Source organism: Streptomyces ureilyticus (assembly GCF_011045025.1).
GTDB classification, from domain to species: Bacteria; Actinomycetota; Actinomycetes; order Streptomycetales; family Streptomycetaceae; genus Streptomyces; species Streptomyces ureilyticus.
In genome coordinates, this window is sequence record NZ_JAAKZX010000203.1 from 1 (window position 1) to 16883 (window position 16883).

Below are 16883 nucleotides of genomic sequence, written 5' to 3' on the forward strand. Positions count from 1 at the left end.
TGACGTTCTCGATGGTGTACGCCTACAGCGAGAACTACGTGCTGCCCATCTCGCACGACGAGGTCGTGCACGGCAAGCGGTCGTTGGTGTCGAAGATGCCGGGCGACTGGTGGCAGCAACGGGCGAATCACCGGGCGTATCTGGGCTACATGTGGGCGCATCCCGGTAAGCAACTCCTCTTCATGGGGCAGGAGTTCGCGCAAGGGGCGGAGTGGTCGGAGGCTCATGGGCCGGACTGGTGGCTGCTGGATCCGGCGTACGGGGCGGAGGCGGAGCACCGGGGTGTACGCGACCTGGTGCGCGACCTGAACTCCGTGTACCGGCGGACTCCCGCGCTGTGGGAGCGCGACACGGATCCGACGGGGTTCTCGTGGGTCACGGGCGACGCTGCGGAGGACAACGTGTTCGCGTTCCTGCGCTTCGACGCGGCGGGCTCGCCGTTGCTGGTGGTGTCGCATTTCTCGCCGGTGGTCCGGCGTGAATACCGGGTCGGGGTTCCGGACGACGTCCCCGCTTGGCACGAGTGCCTGAACACGGACGCCGGTGGGTACGGCGGCAGCGACGTCACCGGCCCCGACCCGCTCAAGCCGGACGCCCAGGGCTGGCACGGGCGCCCAGCGAGCATCCGGCTGACGCTGCCGCCGCTTTCCACGGTGTGGCTGCGGCCGGCGTAGGGCGGGTTGGTTTCGCCCCCCTCAACCCCCCTTGCGCGTACCCCACATCAGATGCCGCAGCGCCGCCAGCAACCCCCGCGCATGGTGCCGCGACGCCTGCGAGGCATCCGCCCGCGGCGCCCCGTTCGCGGCAGCACGCGGCGGCGACGCCGCCCCCTGCCCGGCGACGGGATGCCCCGCGCCGAGCTCGTAGCGGACGGGCAGCAGCCGCAGCCCCCGCACCACCGGCCCCGACCGCCACGGCAACTGATCGGCAGGCAGCGTAAGTTCGACCTTCGTGAAGTGGTCGAAGATGCGGCCGACCGCCGTGGCCACCACCGCGCCCGCCAGCTCGCGGGCAGCGCTCGGGCACTGGTGCGGCCCGGCCCCCCACCCCAGATGCGCCCGCGTACTCACCGTGGAGTCCACGAGGTGCGACCCGATCGCCATCAGATCCTGATGCGCCGCCGCCGCGGACGGCGAGACCGCGTCACCCGCCCGGATCCAGAAGTTGCCGAGGCGCACATCATGCGCGGCGAAACGGAAGCACATGTTGGCCACGGGCGCGTTGGCCAGCGCGGCCCGGTTGACGGTCTCGCCGATCAGGCCGGCCGACAGGCTCCGCCGCACGGTGGCGTTGCCCCGCAACACCTCCAGCAGCGTGTTGCACACCATGTTGCCGGTGATGTCGTTGAGATACACCGCGTTCATGAACAGCTCCCGGCCGAGCTGCTCGTCGGACAGGGAGGGGTCGGCGAGGAGCAGGTAGGACGTGAGGTCGTCGCCGGGCACGGCCCGCCGATGCGCGGCCAGCCGGGTCATGGCCGCGAGCGCCCGCCCGGTGGCGGGCCCCGCGTCGGGCCCGCCGTCGAGCATCCGCCACATGTCTATGACCATCTCGTCCCCGAGTTCGACGGGACAGCCGAACAACCGGGTCGTGACCATCAGCAGCAGCGGCCTGGTGTACTGCGCGGCCAGGTCCATGAACCCCGCCGTACCGGACTCCGCCGCCAGCATGGCGACGAGCTCGTCCGCGTACGACACGACGGCCGAGCGCAGCTCCCACCCTTGCGGCGTACGGGCGTCCTGGAACGGCCCGAGCGCGGAGTGGTACGTCTGCCGGGCGGCGAGATGCTCCTCGTCGTCCATGAACATCGTCTGCCGCACCTCGTATCCGGCGAGCAGCGGCCAGTCCTGCGGCAGTCGTCCCTCGGCCCGCGCCCTCCAGTACCGGATGTCCCGCCGCCACAGGCTCTCCTTGCGGAGCACCTCCAGGACCTCGCGGTAGTCGAGGACCAGCCACACCGGTACGCCCATGAGTCCGACGGGCGCCACCGGACCGTACGTACGCCGGAGATGCGCGTACACACCGGCCGGATCCGTGTCGAACGCCGACGTCAGCAACGGCTCGACGCGCAACGACTCGAGCGGGGGCGCCCCGTCCGGGGCCGCGGCGGATGGTTGAGGGTTCATGCGAACACGCATACCGCACCGCGCGTGCACAAGCTGTGACCATGACGTCAACTGTTACGACTCGGTGATGTATGCGCCAGATGCCGGAATACACCCGCAAAGCCGGGCCGTTCAGAAGGCGGTCGCCAGCGCCTGCGGCAGCTCCCCCGTGTGGACGACTCCGAGCGTCTGCGTGGCCCGGGTCAGCGCCACGTACAGATCGCTCGTGCCGTACCGCGACGGCTCGACCACCAGCACCGAGTCGAACTCCAGGCCCTTGGCCTGGCGCGGATCGAGGAGTACGACGGACCGCGTCAGGTCGGGTTCCTCGCCCGCCGTGACGCCGTCAAGACGCGCGGCCAGCGACCGGTGCAGATCGCGGGGCGCGATCACCGCCAACCGCCCCTCCTCCGGGGTCAGTTCCGCGACCGCCTTCGCCACGGCTCCCGGCAGGTCGTCGGTGGCCCGCGCCCAGGGCCGTACGCCCGTCGACCGCACCGAACTCGGCGGCTCGAAGCCGGGCTGCTCGGCCCGCACCACGGCCGCGGCGACGTCCATGACCTCGGACGGGGTGCGGTAGTTGACGGCGAGCCGGGTGTGCTCCCAGCGGTCCTGGACGTAGGGGTTCAGGATGCCGGACCAGGAGCCGACACCCGCCGCGTCGGCCGTCTGCGCCGGATCCCCGACGAGCGTCATCGACCGCGTCGGGCTTCGCCGCATCAGCAGCCGCCACGCCATCGGCGACAGTTCCTGCGCCTCGTCCACGATGATGTGCCCGAACGCCCAGGTCCGGTCGGCCGCGGCCCGTTCGGCGGCGCTGCGGTGGTCGTCCTCCTCGTGCCGCTCGGCCATCCGCTCGGCGTCGATGATGTCGTGCGCGGACAGGACCTCGGCCCCCTCGGGATCGTCCTCCTCCTTGTCCTCGAACTCGTAGGTCCGTGAGGCGTATGAGATGTCCAGCACGCTCTGCGCGTACGCCACCTGCTCCTCGCGTTCCCGCTCGGCCGCGGCCCGCGCCGGCCGGTCGTCCTCGCCGAGGAGTTCGGCGGCCTCGTCGAGGAGGGGGACGTCGGAGGTGGTCCAGGCGCGCGTCACCGGGCGGCGGATGGCGTCGGCGTCCGCCTCGGGGACGTAGCCGTCGGGCTCGGCGAGGAAGTCCGCGACGAGCCGCTGCGGGGTGAGACGCGGCCACAACTGGTCGATGGCCGACCAGACTTCGGGGTTCTCGGCCAGTTCGTCGCGGATCTGGGTGATGTCGCTGACGTCGAGCAGGTTCGAGCCGTCGTACGGATCCGTGCCGATCCGCTCGGCGACCATGTCGGTGAGGATGTTGAGGATGTGGCCCTCGAAGATCTCGCGGGCGGCGTTGTGCGGCAGCAGTGCCTCACGCGTGCGCTCACGGGCGACGCGTACGAGACCGTCGTCGAGCAGCAGGATGTCCCGGTCGTGCTCGATGCCGATCACCGGGTCGGGCAGGGCCTCCCGGTCCCGTACGACGGCGGCCAGGACGTCCGCCATGTCGGCGCGGCCCTTCACGGCGGCGGCCTCGGGGGTGTCGGTCGCGGTCGCGTGCACGCCGGGGTAGAGCTCGCCGACGGTCGCGAGCAGCACGCCCGTCTCGCCGAGCGAGGGCAGGACCTCGCCGATGTAGCCGAGGAATGCCGGGTTCGGGCCGACGATCAGGACGGCCCTCTTGGCGAGCAACTCCCGGTGTTCGTACAGGAGATATGCGGCGCGATGCAGCGCCACGGCCGTCTTGCCGGTACCCGGGCCGCCCTCGACCACGAGGACCCCGCGGTGCGGGGCGCGGATGATGCGGTCCTGCTCGGCCTGGATGGTCCGCACGATGTCGCCCATGCGGCCGGTGCGCGCCGAGTTGAGGGCGGCGAGCAGCACGGTGTCGCCACTCGGGTCCTCGTGCCCGGTGCGCTCCTGGTCGCCCAGGTCGAGGATCTCGTCGTGCAGGGCGGTGACGTCACGGCCCTCGGTGGTGATGTGCCGGCGGCGGCGCAGACCCATGGGCGTATGGCCGGTGGCGAGGTAGAACGGGCGGGCGACCGGGGCCCGCCAGTCGATGAGAATCGGGGTGTGCTCGGTGTCGTCGGCGCGGATTCCGATACGGCCGATGTGGTGGTGGATTCCGTCGGTGAGGTCGATTCGGCCGAAGCAGAGGGAGCCGTCCACCGCGTTCAGCGCGGCGAGCAGCCCCGAGCGCTCGGCGACCAGGATGTCCCGCTCCAGGCGCGCCTGCATCGGCGTACTGCCCTGCGCGAGCGCGTCCGCCACGGCGGTCTCGGTGCCGCCGCGCAGGGCGTCGACGCGCGCGTACAACCCGTCGATGAATTCCTGCTCACGGCGGAATTCATCGTCCGGAAAATCGTTGTTTGACAATTCCACTCCCGGCCCGATATACTGTGCCTACTGAACTTCTCCGCGACCTAATTCGAGTGAAGTCGCGAACCATTCAATATACGCAAAGAAATCCCCTGCGGGCAATTACCCGCGGGGGATTTCTTGTTCGCCTGCTGGTTACAGCACGTCGGACAGCTCCTCCAGGAGCCGTCGCTTCGACCTGGCTCCCACCATGGACTTCACCGGCTCGCCGCCACGGAACACCATGAGCGTGGGCATCGACAGCACCCCGTACGCGTTCGTGATCTCCGGATTCGTGTCCACGTCCAGCTGGACCACCTTGAGCCGGTCGCCCTCCTCGGAGGCGACGGCGCTCAGTACCGGCGCGATCTGCCGGCACGGCGGGCACCAGTCCGCCGTGAACTCCACCAGAACGGGCAGCTCCGCCCCGATCACCTCCGCCTCGAAGTCCACGTCCGTCACTTCGGCCACGCCCTCTGCCTTGATCACCGCGTCCGCCCTCCCAGCTCGCATACGGGTTCCGGGCCGCCCGGAACCTCCGCCCCGGCCGCCAGTTCGTCGCGCGCCGCCTCGGCCTTCGCCAGCTGCTCGCCGACCTGCGCGCGTACGGCCTGCAACTCGCCGATCAGCGCGTCCAGTTCACCGAGCTTGCGCCGGTACACGGCGAGCGACGCAGGGCACGAATCGCCCTCCGGGTGCCCGGCCCGCAGACACTCCACGAAGGGCCGTGTCTCCTCCAGTTCGAAGCCGAAGTCCTGCAACGTTCTGATCTGCTCCAACAGCCGCAGATCATGCTCGTCGTAGGTCCGGTACCCGTTGGAGCCGCGTCGCGCGGGCAGCAGCCCCCGCGACTCGTAGTACCGGAGGGTCCGCGTGGTGGTCCCGGCCCGCGCCGCCAGCTCGCCGATTCGCATGCTGCGACGGTAATCGTTGACGCCGACGTCAAGGCAAAGGCCTCGGCAGGAGCCCGGAGGAGATGCGCTCTGCCGCTCCCGAAGGCCTGGCGCCCGTCGCGCAGGCCGAACGGGCGCTTGGCGAGGGCGATATGGAGGACGGCGAGTTCGTAGATCCGCAAGACCGGGCGGAGAACGTCGAGGTACGCGCCGAAGAGCCGCCGCACCGCGTCCTGACGGGTGCTGAACTTCCACACGGCTACGCGACCAGCACGACGAACAGGCAGCGCCCGGCCCATTCGATCGCGAGGAGGCGCGGGATGAACAGATCCCGGAGCACCTTGCCGCGCGGCACGAGGGCGTCCAGTCCGCCGGGCCCGAGCCGTGCGGCGCGCCCCACGCGAAGTCCCGCAGCGCAAACACCGCCCGGCCTCGCCGAGCCAGGTTTCGGCATGCAGCCGTTCGCAGTCCCAGTCGATCGTCATCCCCGGTGCCCTTCACCGCCGTGCCGCTTCCTGCGGCACGGCGCGGCACGTTAGTGGAGGACGGTAGGAGGTCGATGAGGATCAGCGGGTGCCAACTGCCGGCCGTCCGAGAGGCGGACACGCCCGCCACAGTCGCCGTCCTGACTGCAGCGGGCGTGCACGCCTGCGGATGTGGACCGGGCGGCTGAGTGACGGGGGATGCATCTCAGCCGCCCGGAGTCTGTGCCCGGGCCGGGGGCCCGGGTTGAGGGCCCTTACGTCAGGCCTTGGCCAGCTCCTTGCCGTCCTCCTCGAACGCCTCGGTCTCCTCCGGGGTCGCCGCCTGGTCCACCAGCGTGGCGTCGAAGGGCAGCTCTCCGGCGAGCACCTGCTTGACCCGCTCCTTGTCGACCTCCTTCGTCCAGGTGCCGATCAGGAGGGTGGCCACCGCGTTGCCCGCGAAGTTGGTGACGGCGCGGGCCTCGCTCATGAGGCGGTCGATGCCGACGACCAGGCCGATGCCGTCGACCAGTGCGGGCTTGTGGGACTGCAGACCGCCGGCCAGCGTGGCGAGGCCGGCGCCGCTGACACCCGCCGCGCCCTTGGAGGCGACGAGGAGGAAGAGCAGCAGCGGGATCTGCTCGCCGATGGACATCGGCGTGCCCAGCGCTTCGGCGATGTAGAGCGACGCCATGGTCATGTAGATCATGGTGCCGTCGAGGTTGAAGGAGTAGCCGGTCGGGACGGTGATGCCGACCACCGGCTTGCTGACCCCGAGGTGCTCCATCTTCGCGATGAGCAGCGGAAGCGCCGACTCGGAGGAGGAGGTGGACATGATCAGCAGGAACTCACGGCCCAGATACCGCAGCAGCATGAAGAGGTTCACGCCCGTCACCAGGCGCAGCAGTAGCCCGAGCACCACGAAGACGAACAGGATGCAGGTGACGTAGAAGCCGAGCATCAGCACGGCGAGGCTCTTGAGCGCGTCCACTCCGGCCGAGCCCACGACAGCGGCGATCGCACCGAAGGCACCGATCGGCGCGGCCCACATCACCATGGCGAGGATGCGGAAGATGAGCCGCTGGATGTGGTCGATGCCGCGCAGCACCGGCGCGCCGACCGGGCCCAGCGCCTGCAGCGCGAATCCGGTGAGGAGCGCGACGATGAGGGTCTGCAGGACCTGGCCCTCGGTGAACGCGGAGGCGAAGGTCGTCGGGATGATCGAGAGCGCGAAGTCGACGGGCGGCAGCGCTTCGGACGACACCTGGGCGTGGCCCGCCTGCTTGATCGCGTCCGTCAGGTGCAGGCCCTCGCCGGGGTGCAGGATGTTGCCGACGACCAGGCCGATGCCCAGTGCGACCAGGGACATCGCCGTGAAGTAGCCGAGGGCGATACCGCCGACGGCGCCAACCTTGGCTGCTTTGCGCACCGAGCCGATGCCCAGCACGATCGTGCAGAAGATGATCGGTGAGATCATCATCTTGATCAGGTTGACGAAGCCCGTGCCGAGTGGCTTGAGCTCGACGGCGACGCCGGGCGCGGTGAGGCCCACGAGGATGCCGAGTGCCACCGCGACGATCACGGCGATGTACAGGTAGTGGGTACGGTCCCGCTTGGTTTTGGGTGCGACTGGTGCCGTATCGGCTGCGCTGGTCACGGCGGCTCCTTGATGACGCTTGGGCAACACCGGCGTGCGGCTCACGTCCGGGGGTTCGATATCGGGGTTGCCGTGACTATGCCGGGCTGTGTGAGCGCGGTCACCCTTCCGTTCATTTAGTTCACAATCAGCCATGGGGGCAGACTGACGGCATGCGCATCCCCGTCCCCTCCTTTTCGGTCGGCTGCCTGCCGTACGCAGGGAGCTCTCTGGCTCGTATCCCGCGCCCGCGCAGCCTGGCCGCCCAGCTCTTCGCCATGCAGGCTGTGCTGATCGCGGTGGTCGTCATCGGGTATGCGCTGTTCTCGTACGTCAGTGACGGCCGCCAGGCCGAGGACTCGGCGCGCCGCCAGGCCATGGCGGTGGCCCGCTCGGTCGCGGACTCCCCGTCGGTGCGCGAGGCGATCCACACCGCCGACCCGTCGGCCCAGCTCCAGCCATACGCGCTGCGGGTGATGCGCGACGCCGACGTCGACTTCGTGACGATCATGGACCCGCAGGGCATCCGCTGGACGCATCCCGACAAGAACCAGATCGGCAAGAGCTTCCTCGGCCGTATCGGCCCCGCCCAGCGCGGGGGGTCCTTCACGGAGACGTACACCGGCACCCTCGGCGAGTCCATGCGCGCGGTCACGCCGGTCAAGGACGGCGGCCGGGTCGTCGGCCTGGTCAGCGCGGGCATACGGGTGCAGGCGATCAGCGACCGGGCGCGGGGCCAGGTGGCCGCCCTGGTCGGCGTCGCGGGCGGCGCCCTCGCCATCGGCGCGGTCGGCACCTACGTCATCAACGCCCGCCTCCGCCGCCACACCCACGGCATGAACGCGACCGAGCTCAGCAACATGCACGACTACCACCAGGCCGCGCTGCACGCGGTGCGCGAAGGGCTGCTGATGCTGGACGCGCAGTACCGGGTGGCGCTGATCAACGACGGAGGGCGGGAGCTGCTCGGGGTGTCGGGCGAGGTGGTCGGCGGGTCCGTTGCCGATCTCGGGCTCCCCGCGCCGCTGACCGGGGCTCTGCTGGCCTCGGAGCCGCGGGTGGACGAGGTGCATCTGACGTCCTCGCGCGTCCTGGTGGTGAACACGTCGCCGGTGTCGGGAGGTGAGCGACGCGGGACGGTGGTGACGCTGAGGGACGTCACCGAGCTCCAGTCGCTGATGGGCGAGCTGGACTCCGAGCGGGGCTTCACGCAGGCACTGCGCTCGCAGGCACACGAGGCGGCGAACCGCCTCCACACGGTGGTGTCGCTGATCGAGCTGCACCGGGCGGAGGAGGCCGTGGAGTTCGCGACCGCGGAGCTGGAGCTGGCGCAGGCGCTGACGGACCAGGTGGTGGCTGCGGTGAGCGAACCGGTGCTGGCCGCGCTGCTGCTGGGCAAGACGGCACAGGCGAACGAGCGGGGCGTGGAGCTGGTGGTGTCGGAGGACAGCCGACTGGACGACGGTTTACTCCCGGAGAGCCTTCAGGCCCGGGACCTGGTGACGATCCTCGGGAACCTGATCGACAACGCCGTGGACGCCGCGCAGGGGAGCAGGCGGGCGCGGGCGACGGTGACGGCGTACACGGACGGTGCCGAGCTGGTGCTGCGGGTCTCGGACACCGGGCCGGGGGTGGATTCCGCGCACGCCGAGCTCGTCTTCCAGCGGGGCTTCTCCACGAAGCCGGGCGGGGCGAACGGGCGAGGGCTGGGCCTGGCGCTGGTGCGGCAGGCGGTCGCGCGGCACGAGGGGACACTGTCGGTGCGGAAGGCCGACGCGGGCGGGGCGGAGTTCGAGGTGCGGTTGCCGCTGCGTACGGCGGAGAAACCTACGGCGGCGGAACGTACGGCGGTCGAGTCCGCTCCGGTGCCAGGAGGTGACGCATGACGGTGGACGGGCACCCCATTCGCGTGCTGGTCGTGGAGGACGACCCGGTGGCGGCGGACGCGCATGTCATGTACGTCGGCCGGGTGCCGGGTTTCGTGGCCGTCGGCAAGGTCCACACCGGGGCGGAGGCGCGGCGCGCGCTGGAACGGATACCGGTGGACCTGCTGCTGCTGGATCTGCATCTGCCGGACGTGCACGGGCTGCAGCTGGCGCGGACGCTGCGGGCGGCCGGGTACCACGCGGACGTGATCGCGGTGACGTCGGCGCGGGATCTCGCGGTGGTGCGGGAGGGGGTCTCGCTGGGCGTCGTCCAGTACGTCCTGAAGCCGTTCACCTTCGCGACGCTGCGGGACCGGCTGGTGCGGTACGCGGAGTTCCACGCGGCGGCGGGCGAGGCGAGCGGGCAGGAAGAGGTCGACCGGGCGCTGGCCGTCCTGCGGGCGCCGGGGCCGGCCGCCCTGCCGAAGGGGCTGAGCGCGCCGACGCTGGAGCGGGTGACGGGCACCTTGCGGGAGGCCGAGGAAGGGCTCACGGCGGCCGGGGTCGCGGAGGCCGTGGGGATCTCCCGGATCACGGCCCGGCGGTATCTGGAGCATCTGGTGGCGGCGGGCCGGGCCGGACGGAGTCCCTTGTACGGACAGGTCGGCAGGCCTGAACTGGTCTATCGGTGGGTCAGCAGCGCGCAGGGGCGCGGATAATGCCCATCGCGGGGGAAAGCCTCCAAAACGGTCTAGAAAAAACCTGAGAAACTCCCATCCTTCGAGGCCGGCGTGCGGAATAATCGCTACTCGGTAAACTTTCAACCGAGTAGCTGAGCGGCACCACGGGGGATATTGCATGAGTGTCTACAGAACCGCCCAACTCCTTCTCGACATACGCCGGGCAGAGAAAGAGGGACCCATAAAGCTGGAACGGCGACGCGCCACGCGTCTGGCCGCGGCCGTGTCCCATGCCCGCACCTATTCACCCTATTATCGCGAGCTCTACAGCGGTCTGCCCGAATATGTCGGCGACGCCACCACACTTCCCATAACGGACAAGAAAAGCCTCATGGGGCGGTTCGACGACTGGGTGACGGACCGTGATGTCTCACTGGAGCGGGCCGTCGCGTTCACCGACGACCCCGCACTCGTGGGGACGGACTTTCTCGGCACATACCGGGTGGGCACCACGTCGGGCAGCAGCGGCGTCCGGGGCATCTTCGTGTTCGACAAGCGGAGCACGGCCGTCACCAGCGCGCTCGCCCTGCGTTCCTTCAAGAGCTGGCTTCGGCCGGCCGATGTGCGCGCCATCGTCCGGGGCGGCGGACGCATGGCGTACGTGATGGCGCTCGGCGGCCACTTCGCGTCCTCGACCGTGCTGCCGCGGTCCATCGTCAGGGACGGAAAGGGCAGCAAGACAGTGCGGGGCTTCTCCGTCTTCTCGCCCCTGCCGGAGATCGTCGACGAGCTCAACCGGTTCCAGCCCAACATCCTGGTCGGCTACGCGGGCCAGGTGGCACTCCTCGCCGGCGAGCAGGAGGCCGGCCGCCTGCGCATCTCCCCGCGGCTGGTCGTCCTGTCCGCCGAGGGCCTGACGGAACAGGGGTATGAGCGGATCGCGCGGGTCTTCGACGCCAGGATCGCGAACAGCTACAGCGCCACGGAGTTCATGTCGGCCGCGGTCAGCTGTGCGCACGGCTGGCTGCACGTCAACGCCGACTGGGTCATCCTGGAGCCGGTCGACGCCGAGCACCGCCCGGTGCCGGCCGGTGAACACTCGCACACCGTGCTGCTGACCAATCTCGCGAACCGCGTCCAGCCGATCCTGCGTTACGACCTCGGCGACTCCGTCCTCACCCGGCCCGATCCGTGCCCGTGCGGCAGTCCGTTCACCGCGATCCGCATCAAGGGGCGCTCCACCGAGGCGCTCACCTTCCACGATGTCCGCAGTCGTGCGGTCGGCGTCCCGCCGGGGGCACTGGCTCTCGTCGTGGACATGGCTCCGGGGCTTGAACTCGCGCAAGTGGTGCAGACGAGCCGGACGGCCCTGAGTGTGCGGGTCAAGCCCGCGCGTGACGCCGACGCCGATCACGTGTGGGACAACGTGCGGTCCGAAGTCCACCGGTTCCTCGGCGAGCACGGCCTGCACAACGTCGAGGTCACGCTCGACACCGATGCGCCGCAGCAGTCAGCGGGCGGCAAGTACCGCCTGATCATCCCTCTGGACGAGGCGCGCGAAGACGTCACCTGACGGGCCGCCGCGGACCTGCTGTGAGGACCGGGCGAGGAGCGGCTGAGGACCCCCCAAGGCCCGGCCTTCCTATCCTCGACCTCGTCAAAGAAACGAGTTCGGGATCGCCAGGGGCTTATGTGATCAAAGTCGGCATCTTCGAAGCGTTCCCGATCTTTGCCCACGGCTTGACCGACATACTCGTCCGCGCGGGTTTCACGGTCATCGGCGTGCACACCGTGTGGGAGGAGCGTCGTACCACTGGTGCGGACGTTTTTCTCGTCGCCCGGGAAACCGTGCACAACACCTCGCCAGGCGCGTTCACCGCAGAGATTCCTCCCGGCGTACCGGTTGTTCTGATCGTCCCTGCCGGTGACAACCGGACCTTGGAGGAGTATCGGCGGGCCGGGGCAGCCGCCACGATCGACCGCAGTGCCCCGGCGAGTACCGTGGTCGAGGTGGTCAGAACCGTCACGTTCGACGGAATCGCACCCCATTCTCAACTCGCCGACCTGACCGAGCAGAACGTCGAACCCGGCGCACTGTCGCCCAGGGAACAACAGGTTCTCGCCCGGATCGCGGTCGGTCTGACGCACGGGCAAATAGCCCGCGCCCTGGCCATCAGCCCGCACACTGTCGACACGTACGTCAAGCGCATCAGATCGAAGCTCGATCTCGGCAACAAAGCCGAACTGACGCGCGCGGCGATGTTGAGCGGCCTCGATGCCGGGAGTGATGTTTGCGGTCAGGTGAGCGGCGTCGGGTAACCGGTTCGACGGGGGCGCCTTTTCAGTCCACCTTTCTCACGCCTCTTCGTTTGCGGAATTTTTATGCCCCCTCGTCTCCAAAATGGAGAACGTAGCCGTCGTGGGGCCGGTGGTCGCGGGAACGCCGTAGATCACTCATGACAAAAGTGCGCTGCAACCAGCGGTCCTGGCCGTCGTAGCGGGGCCGGAAAGCAGTGCGACCGTGTGCCGCCACCCTGTTGTCCACAACGGCGAGATCGCCGGGGATGAGATGAAACGTCTCGGCAGTGCTGTCGAAGAGCTCGCCCAACTCCAGAAGAGCGGCCGCGGCCGCCGATGTCCGGGGCGTCGTCGAGGCCAGGTCGACCCGGAGATCCGGGTCGTGCGGTGCGCCCGACAGGACGGCGTGAACGGGGGCCTGATCGCCGTCGAGGGCGAACGACGACGGCGGTGCGGTCTGGAACTCAGCGCGGAACAACGTGTCCCGGCTCTCGTCGCTGAGCGCGGAGAGTACCTGCCGCACACATACCGTTCGCAGCCCCGCGACGCCTTCCTGATCCGATCGTAGACACAACAGCGACACATAGTCGGGACGGTGTTCATGGAACGCGCTCTCGATGTGGAACGACAGCAGCACCGATCCGGGATTGCCCTGGATTTCCTCCTGCCCGGGAACGGGGACGACGTCCTGAACCAGCGCCCCGGACTTCTCCTCCCGGAAGGCCGCCGGGTCGCCGAGACCATGCGCCATGAGAAGCAGAACGGCGGCGGAGACGGTCACCGTGGACTGCACCGAGCCCCTTGCATTGGGGGTGGGCGGAAGTGCCCCGGCGCCAACCGGCAGACCGCGGAATATGAGAGCACCATGACGGCCGGAATCTCGGCGAAACTCGCGCATCGTACGCCGTAACTGCCGCGGCATGTCCTCCCACACCTCCCTGGCCAGCCGGACGAACCCCTCGCTGTCCACCCGCTCATGGCCGGCCGCACAGAGTCCTTCGGCTGTCCGGGCAACGGAATTCGCCTCGGCCCGGCTCAGCTCCACGACCGGGCTCCGCTCATCGACAGGTGCGGCAACAGTCATCACAACTCCTTGAGGGATCGCTGCCCCCCGTACCGGTTCAATTCGACGGCAAGGCCGCCGGGCGACACCTCTTCTCCGGGTTAATCCTCGGTGCCGCCGCAGTCCTCGACATGTCCCGTAAAGACGGGACGTGATCCCCGCGGGTCTTCGATCAATTCCCCATGGCTCGCGCACCGGTCTGGTCGGAAGCGTTCATTGCGACCAGAGCATTGCCGAACATTGCCACAGGGTTGGCCTTCAGCCAGTAGCGGTCGCGCCGGAAGGCATACGTGGGAAGCTCGACGGGCGCGGTCGGCACGCCCAGCGCGGACAACGTCCGCCGCCAGGCGACCGGTGCGCCACTCACGTGCGCCTGGGCAATGGCCCGCAGCACGCCGTCACCGGGCCGCAGGCCCTCGTTCAGGGCGGTGGGCTCGGCTCGTGTCAGGGCAACTCTGCCGGCCAGTGCGCCGATGGACTCGGGCAGCGGCTCAGCGGTTGCCTCGTGTGCCTCGTCGGTCCCGGCCGCCTTGTGGGTCTCTTGTGCCTCGTCTGTCTCGCGTTCTCGTGACCAATAGCCAGGCGTCAGCAGGCGCTCGTACACGAGTGGTTCACCGGTCGGGGCGGAAACGCAAGGCAAGCGCGCCGGGTGAAGCCTCACATGCTTCACCGCGCGCCGAAATTCCTCCTCGGCCGCCGGTCCCGCCGCCTTCGGCAGTCGGCCCGCGGCGACGACCAGGGTGGCCGCGTCCTCGAGGGTCAGTGTCCCGGCCGCGTGAACAGCGGCGATCAGGCCGAGGCCGTGCCCGGCCGAGACCTCCGGTTCGAGGCCCAGCTGGTGCAGCAAAGCGCCTGACGCGACCTCATGGGCGAAGGACACCGCGCGAGTCACCACCGGATCGGGCGCCGCCCCGCCCGGGTCCAGGCCCAGTGCGATGTCGCGCGTCGGGGGTTCCAGGCCGACGTACGCGGCATCGAGGCACGCGCACGCCTCGTCCAGTGCGTAGGCGAAGGCCGGGAAGCGGTCGTACAGCTCCTTCGCGGCGCCCTTGCATCGGCTTTCGGCTCCGAGGGAGCGTGCCCCCTGCTCCATGAACCCTGTGAGATTCGTGATCCCCGTGAAGAGGAACCCGGTCCTGGTGTCCGTCGCGGCCCTGCCGCCCACCATCTGCTCCGGGGCTTCGCCCCGCTGCACGGCCGCCAGCGCCGCCAGCAGCTCATCCCGGTCCTCGGCGAACAGCACGGCCCGGTACTCGAATGCCGACCGGGTGGTCGCCAGAGACCAGGCGAGGTCGCGTGGCCCGGTCTCCGGGCGGTCTTCCATGAACTCCTTCAGCCTGCACGCCTGTTCCCGCAGCCCGTCACGGCTCCGGGACGACACGAGCACCGGCACCGGGCCGGCATGGCGGTGCTCCGAGGCAGGGGTGATCACGGAGGGCTCGTCCGCGAACGGCAGCGGCGGCGTGTCCTGTTCAAGAACGATGTGCGCTTTGGTGCCACTGGCTCCGAAAGAGGAGACCGCGGCGCGCCGCGGCCGGCCCGTGTCCGGCCACGGCACCGTCTCGGTCAGCAGCGAGACCGCTCCGGAATCCCAGTCCGTCCGTGGTGAGCGGGATTCGGCGTACAGGGTCTTCGGCAGCACACCGCGGCGTATCGCCATGACCATCTTGATGACGCCGACCAGGGCGGAAGCCGCCTGCGAGTGACCGACGTTGGACTTGACCGTACCCAGCTGCACCGGCCGGTCCGCCGGGCGGTCCTGCCCGTACGTGGCCAGCAGCGCCTGCGCCTCGATCGCGTCGCCCAGAGGGCTGCCCGTGCTGTGCGTCTCCACCACGTCGACCTCGTCCGCGGACAGCCCGGCGTCCGCCAGCGCCTGGCGGATCAGCCGTTGCTGCGACGGCCCGTTGGGGGCCGACAGGCCGTTGCTCGCACCATTGTTGTTGACGGCGGATCCTCGGATCACCGCGAGGACCGGGTGGCCGAGGCGGCGGGCCTCGGACAGGCGCTCGATCATCACCATCGCCGCGCCCTCACCCCAGCCTGTCCCGTCGGCATCCGCGGAGAACGCCCGGCAACGGCCGTCGGAGGCGATACCGCCATGGTCCGGCATGCCCATCGGACTGGACAGTACGGTCACGCCGCCTACGAGTGCGGAAGAGCAGTCGCCCCGGCGCACCGCCTGACACGCCACGTGCAGTGCCACCCCCGACGACGAGCATCCGGTATCCGTCGTGAGGGTGGGACCCTCCAGGCCGAGTGCGTAGGCGATCCGCCCGGAGGCGAACATGGGGCTGACTCCTGTTCCGAGGAACGGCTTGACGTCCTCGGCGATCCCGTTCAGGCCCGCCCAGTACGCCTGGTAGAAGGTACCGACGTACACACCTGTGCCGCTTCCGCGCATCGTCCGCGGGTCGATACCCGCCCGTTCGATGGCTTCCCAGGAAGTCTCCAGCAGCAGCCGCTGCTGCGGGTCCATCGCCAGCGCCTCTTCAGCGGAGATTCCGAAGAACCCGGCGTCGAACTCGGCGGCGCTGTCGATGAATCCGCCCTTGCGGATCCAGCGCCCGCCGGCCAGGTCCACCTCGAGTTCCGCCAGTCGCTCCACGGCCTCCCAGCCGCGGTCGCCCGGCAGGTCGGAGATCGCGTCCCGGCCCGCCATGACCAGCTCCCACAGCTGCTCCGGTGACTCGACTCCGCCCGGCAGGCGGCAGCTCATTCCGATGATGGCGACCGGGTCGTCGTCGGCACCCGTGACGACCGCGGCTGTCTCGGCGGTGGTCTCCGTCAGGGCATCGTCCTCGGTGCCCACCACCACCGCCCGGACATGGCGGGCCAGCGCGTGCGGCGTGGGGTGATCGAAGGCCAACGAGACCGGCAGGCGCAGTCCGGTGACCTCGTTGAGCCGATTGCGCAGCTCGACGGCGGTTACCGAGTTGAGGCCGACGTCCATGAACTGCCGGTCGCCGTCCACCTCGTCCCCGGAACCGTGCCCGAGTACGGCGGCGGCCTGGGCCCGCACCAGCGCCAGTACCGTCCGGTGCTGCTCGGCCGGGGGCATTCCGGCCAGGCTGTCAGCGAAGCGGTCGGTGAGTGCGGAGCGGGATGCGGACCCCTCGTGGGCACCTTCGTGGGCGCCCTCGTGGGCGCCTTCCGACGGGCGGTGGACCTGTTGGACGTCGGGCAGGTCGTCGAGGAACGGGCGCGGGCGGGCGGCCGTGAACACCGAGACGAAGCGTTCCCAGTCCACATCGCTGACGGTAAGAGCGGTCTCGTTCTGGTCCAGTGCCTGGTGCAGCACCGAGATCGCCTGATCCGGATCCATCGCGCGCATACCGAGCCGGGCGAACACCTCGGCCACAGCTTCCTGGCCGGACATCAGTCCTTCGCCGTGCCACATGCCCCAGGCCACCGAGGTCGCGACCACGCCCCGTGCCCGACGCTGTTCCGCCAGCGCATCGAGATGGGCATTCGCCGCCGCGTACGCCCCCTGCCCACTGCCACCC

The 16883-nt window shown here is 69.7% G+C and carries 12 protein-coding genes and 1 pseudogene; 5 read left to right on the forward strand and 8 right to left on the reverse strand.

What is annotated here, in order from left to right; translation table 11 throughout:
• Window positions 1–674: alpha amylase C-terminal domain-containing protein (locus tag G6048_RS38725; RefSeq protein ID WP_206342668.1), on the forward strand; the 674-nt coding region annotated here is incomplete at its 5' end.
• A gap of 21 nt (window positions 675–695) precedes the next feature.
• On the opposite strand, the gene G6048_RS38730 is transcribed toward G6048_RS38725, so the two are convergent.
• From G6048_RS38730 to G6048_RS38755, 6 genes and pseudogenes are all read right to left on the reverse strand, one after another.
• A complete protein-coding gene (locus tag G6048_RS38730; RefSeq protein WP_165344284.1) occupies window positions 696–2126 on the reverse strand; it encodes a cytochrome P450 in 1431 nt (476 codons plus the stop codon).
• Between the two features lie 111 nt (window positions 2127–2237).
• Entirely contained in the window at window positions 2238–4496 is a 2259-nt protein-coding gene (locus tag G6048_RS38735; protein WP_206342669.1) for a HelD family protein, read from the reverse strand.
• Between the two features lie 138 nt (window positions 4497–4634).
• The gene (gene trxA / locus G6048_RS38740) at window positions 4635–4967 is read right to left on the reverse strand and encodes a thioredoxin (RefSeq protein ID WP_328828243.1); all 333 of its coding nucleotides are present in this window, start codon (window positions 4965–4967) and stop codon (window positions 4635–4637) included.
• Window positions 4964–5392, reverse strand: coding sequence for a MerR family transcriptional regulator (locus G6048_RS38745; RefSeq protein ID WP_165344285.1), 429 nt, complete (start codon window positions 5390–5392; stop codon window positions 4964–4966). Before G6048_RS38745 ends, trxA begins: the two co-directional genes overlap by 4 nt.
• A 154-nt stretch (window positions 5393–5546) precedes the next feature.
• Window positions 5547–5856: pseudogene (locus G6048_RS38750) on the reverse strand (DUF2127 domain-containing protein); the annotation flags it as partial.
• 259 nt (window positions 5857–6115) lie between these two features.
• Entirely contained in the window at window positions 6116–7492 is a 1377-nt protein-coding gene (locus G6048_RS38755; protein WP_165344286.1) for a cation:dicarboxylate symporter family transporter, read from the reverse strand.
• A gap of 257 nt (window positions 7493–7749) precedes the next feature.
• On the opposite strand from G6048_RS38755, the gene G6048_RS38760 reads away from it, so the two are divergent.
• The 4 genes from G6048_RS38760 to G6048_RS38775 all read left to right on the forward strand — a co-directional run bounded on the left by G6048_RS38760 (window position 7750) and on the right by G6048_RS38775 (window position 12335).
• Window positions 7750–9357 carry an ATP-binding protein gene (locus tag G6048_RS38760; protein ID WP_235990909.1) on the forward strand — a complete coding sequence of 536 codons (1608 nt, stop codon included), beginning with the start codon at window positions 7750–7752 and terminating at the stop codon, window positions 9355–9357.
• Window positions 9354–10055, forward strand: a complete 702-nt coding sequence (locus tag G6048_RS38765) for a response regulator (RefSeq protein WP_165344288.1) — start codon at window positions 9354–9356, stop codon at window positions 10053–10055. Before G6048_RS38760 ends, G6048_RS38765 begins: the two co-directional genes overlap by 4 nt.
• Before the next feature lie 139 nt (window positions 10056–10194).
• Window positions 10195–11589: a phenylacetate--CoA ligase family protein gene (locus tag G6048_RS38770; protein ID WP_165344289.1), complete on the forward strand. Its 1395-nt coding sequence runs from the start codon at window positions 10195–10197 to the stop codon at window positions 11587–11589.
• Window positions 11590–11708: 119 nt separating this feature from the next.
• Window positions 11709–12335, forward strand: a complete 627-nt coding sequence (locus tag G6048_RS38775; protein WP_165344290.1) for a helix-turn-helix transcriptional regulator — start codon at window positions 11709–11711, stop codon at window positions 12333–12335.
• 61 nt (window positions 12336–12396) lie between these two features.
• Here the strand turns inward: G6048_RS38775 and G6048_RS38780 are convergent, their stop codons facing one another.
• Both G6048_RS38780 and G6048_RS38785 read right to left on the reverse strand, forming a co-directional pair.
• Window positions 12397–13398 carry a TauD/TfdA family dioxygenase gene (locus G6048_RS38780; RefSeq protein ID WP_165344291.1) on the reverse strand — a complete coding sequence of 334 codons (1002 nt, stop codon included), beginning with the start codon at window positions 13396–13398 and terminating at the stop codon, window positions 12397–12399.
• A gap of 151 nt (window positions 13399–13549) precedes the next feature.
• Window positions 13550–16883: type I polyketide synthase (locus G6048_RS38785; protein WP_165344292.1), on the reverse strand; the 3334-nt coding region annotated here is incomplete at its 5' end.

Bases quoted from the DNA above. Each gene is read 5' to 3' on its own strand.
- G6048_RS38730 (WP_165344284.1), bottom strand. From the start codon at position 2,126: ATGAACCCTCAACCATCCGCCGCGGCCCCGGACGGGGCGCCCCCGCTC.
- G6048_RS38745 (WP_165344285.1), bottom strand. From the start codon at position 5,392: ATGCGAATCGGCGAGCTGGCGGCGCGGGCCGGGACCACCACGCGGACC.
- G6048_RS38760 (WP_235990909.1), top strand. From the start codon at position 7,750: ATGCAGGCTGTGCTGATCGCGGTGGTCGTCATCGGGTATGCGCTGTTC.
- G6048_RS38765 (WP_165344288.1), top strand. From the start codon at position 9,354: ATGACGGTGGACGGGCACCCCATTCGCGTGCTGGTCGTGGAGGACGAC.
- G6048_RS38770 (WP_165344289.1), top strand. From the start codon at position 10,195: ATGAGTGTCTACAGAACCGCCCAACTCCTTCTCGACATACGCCGGGCA.
- G6048_RS38780 (WP_165344291.1), bottom strand. From the start codon at position 13,398: ATGACTGTTGCCGCACCTGTCGATGAGCGGAGCCCGGTCGTGGAGCTG.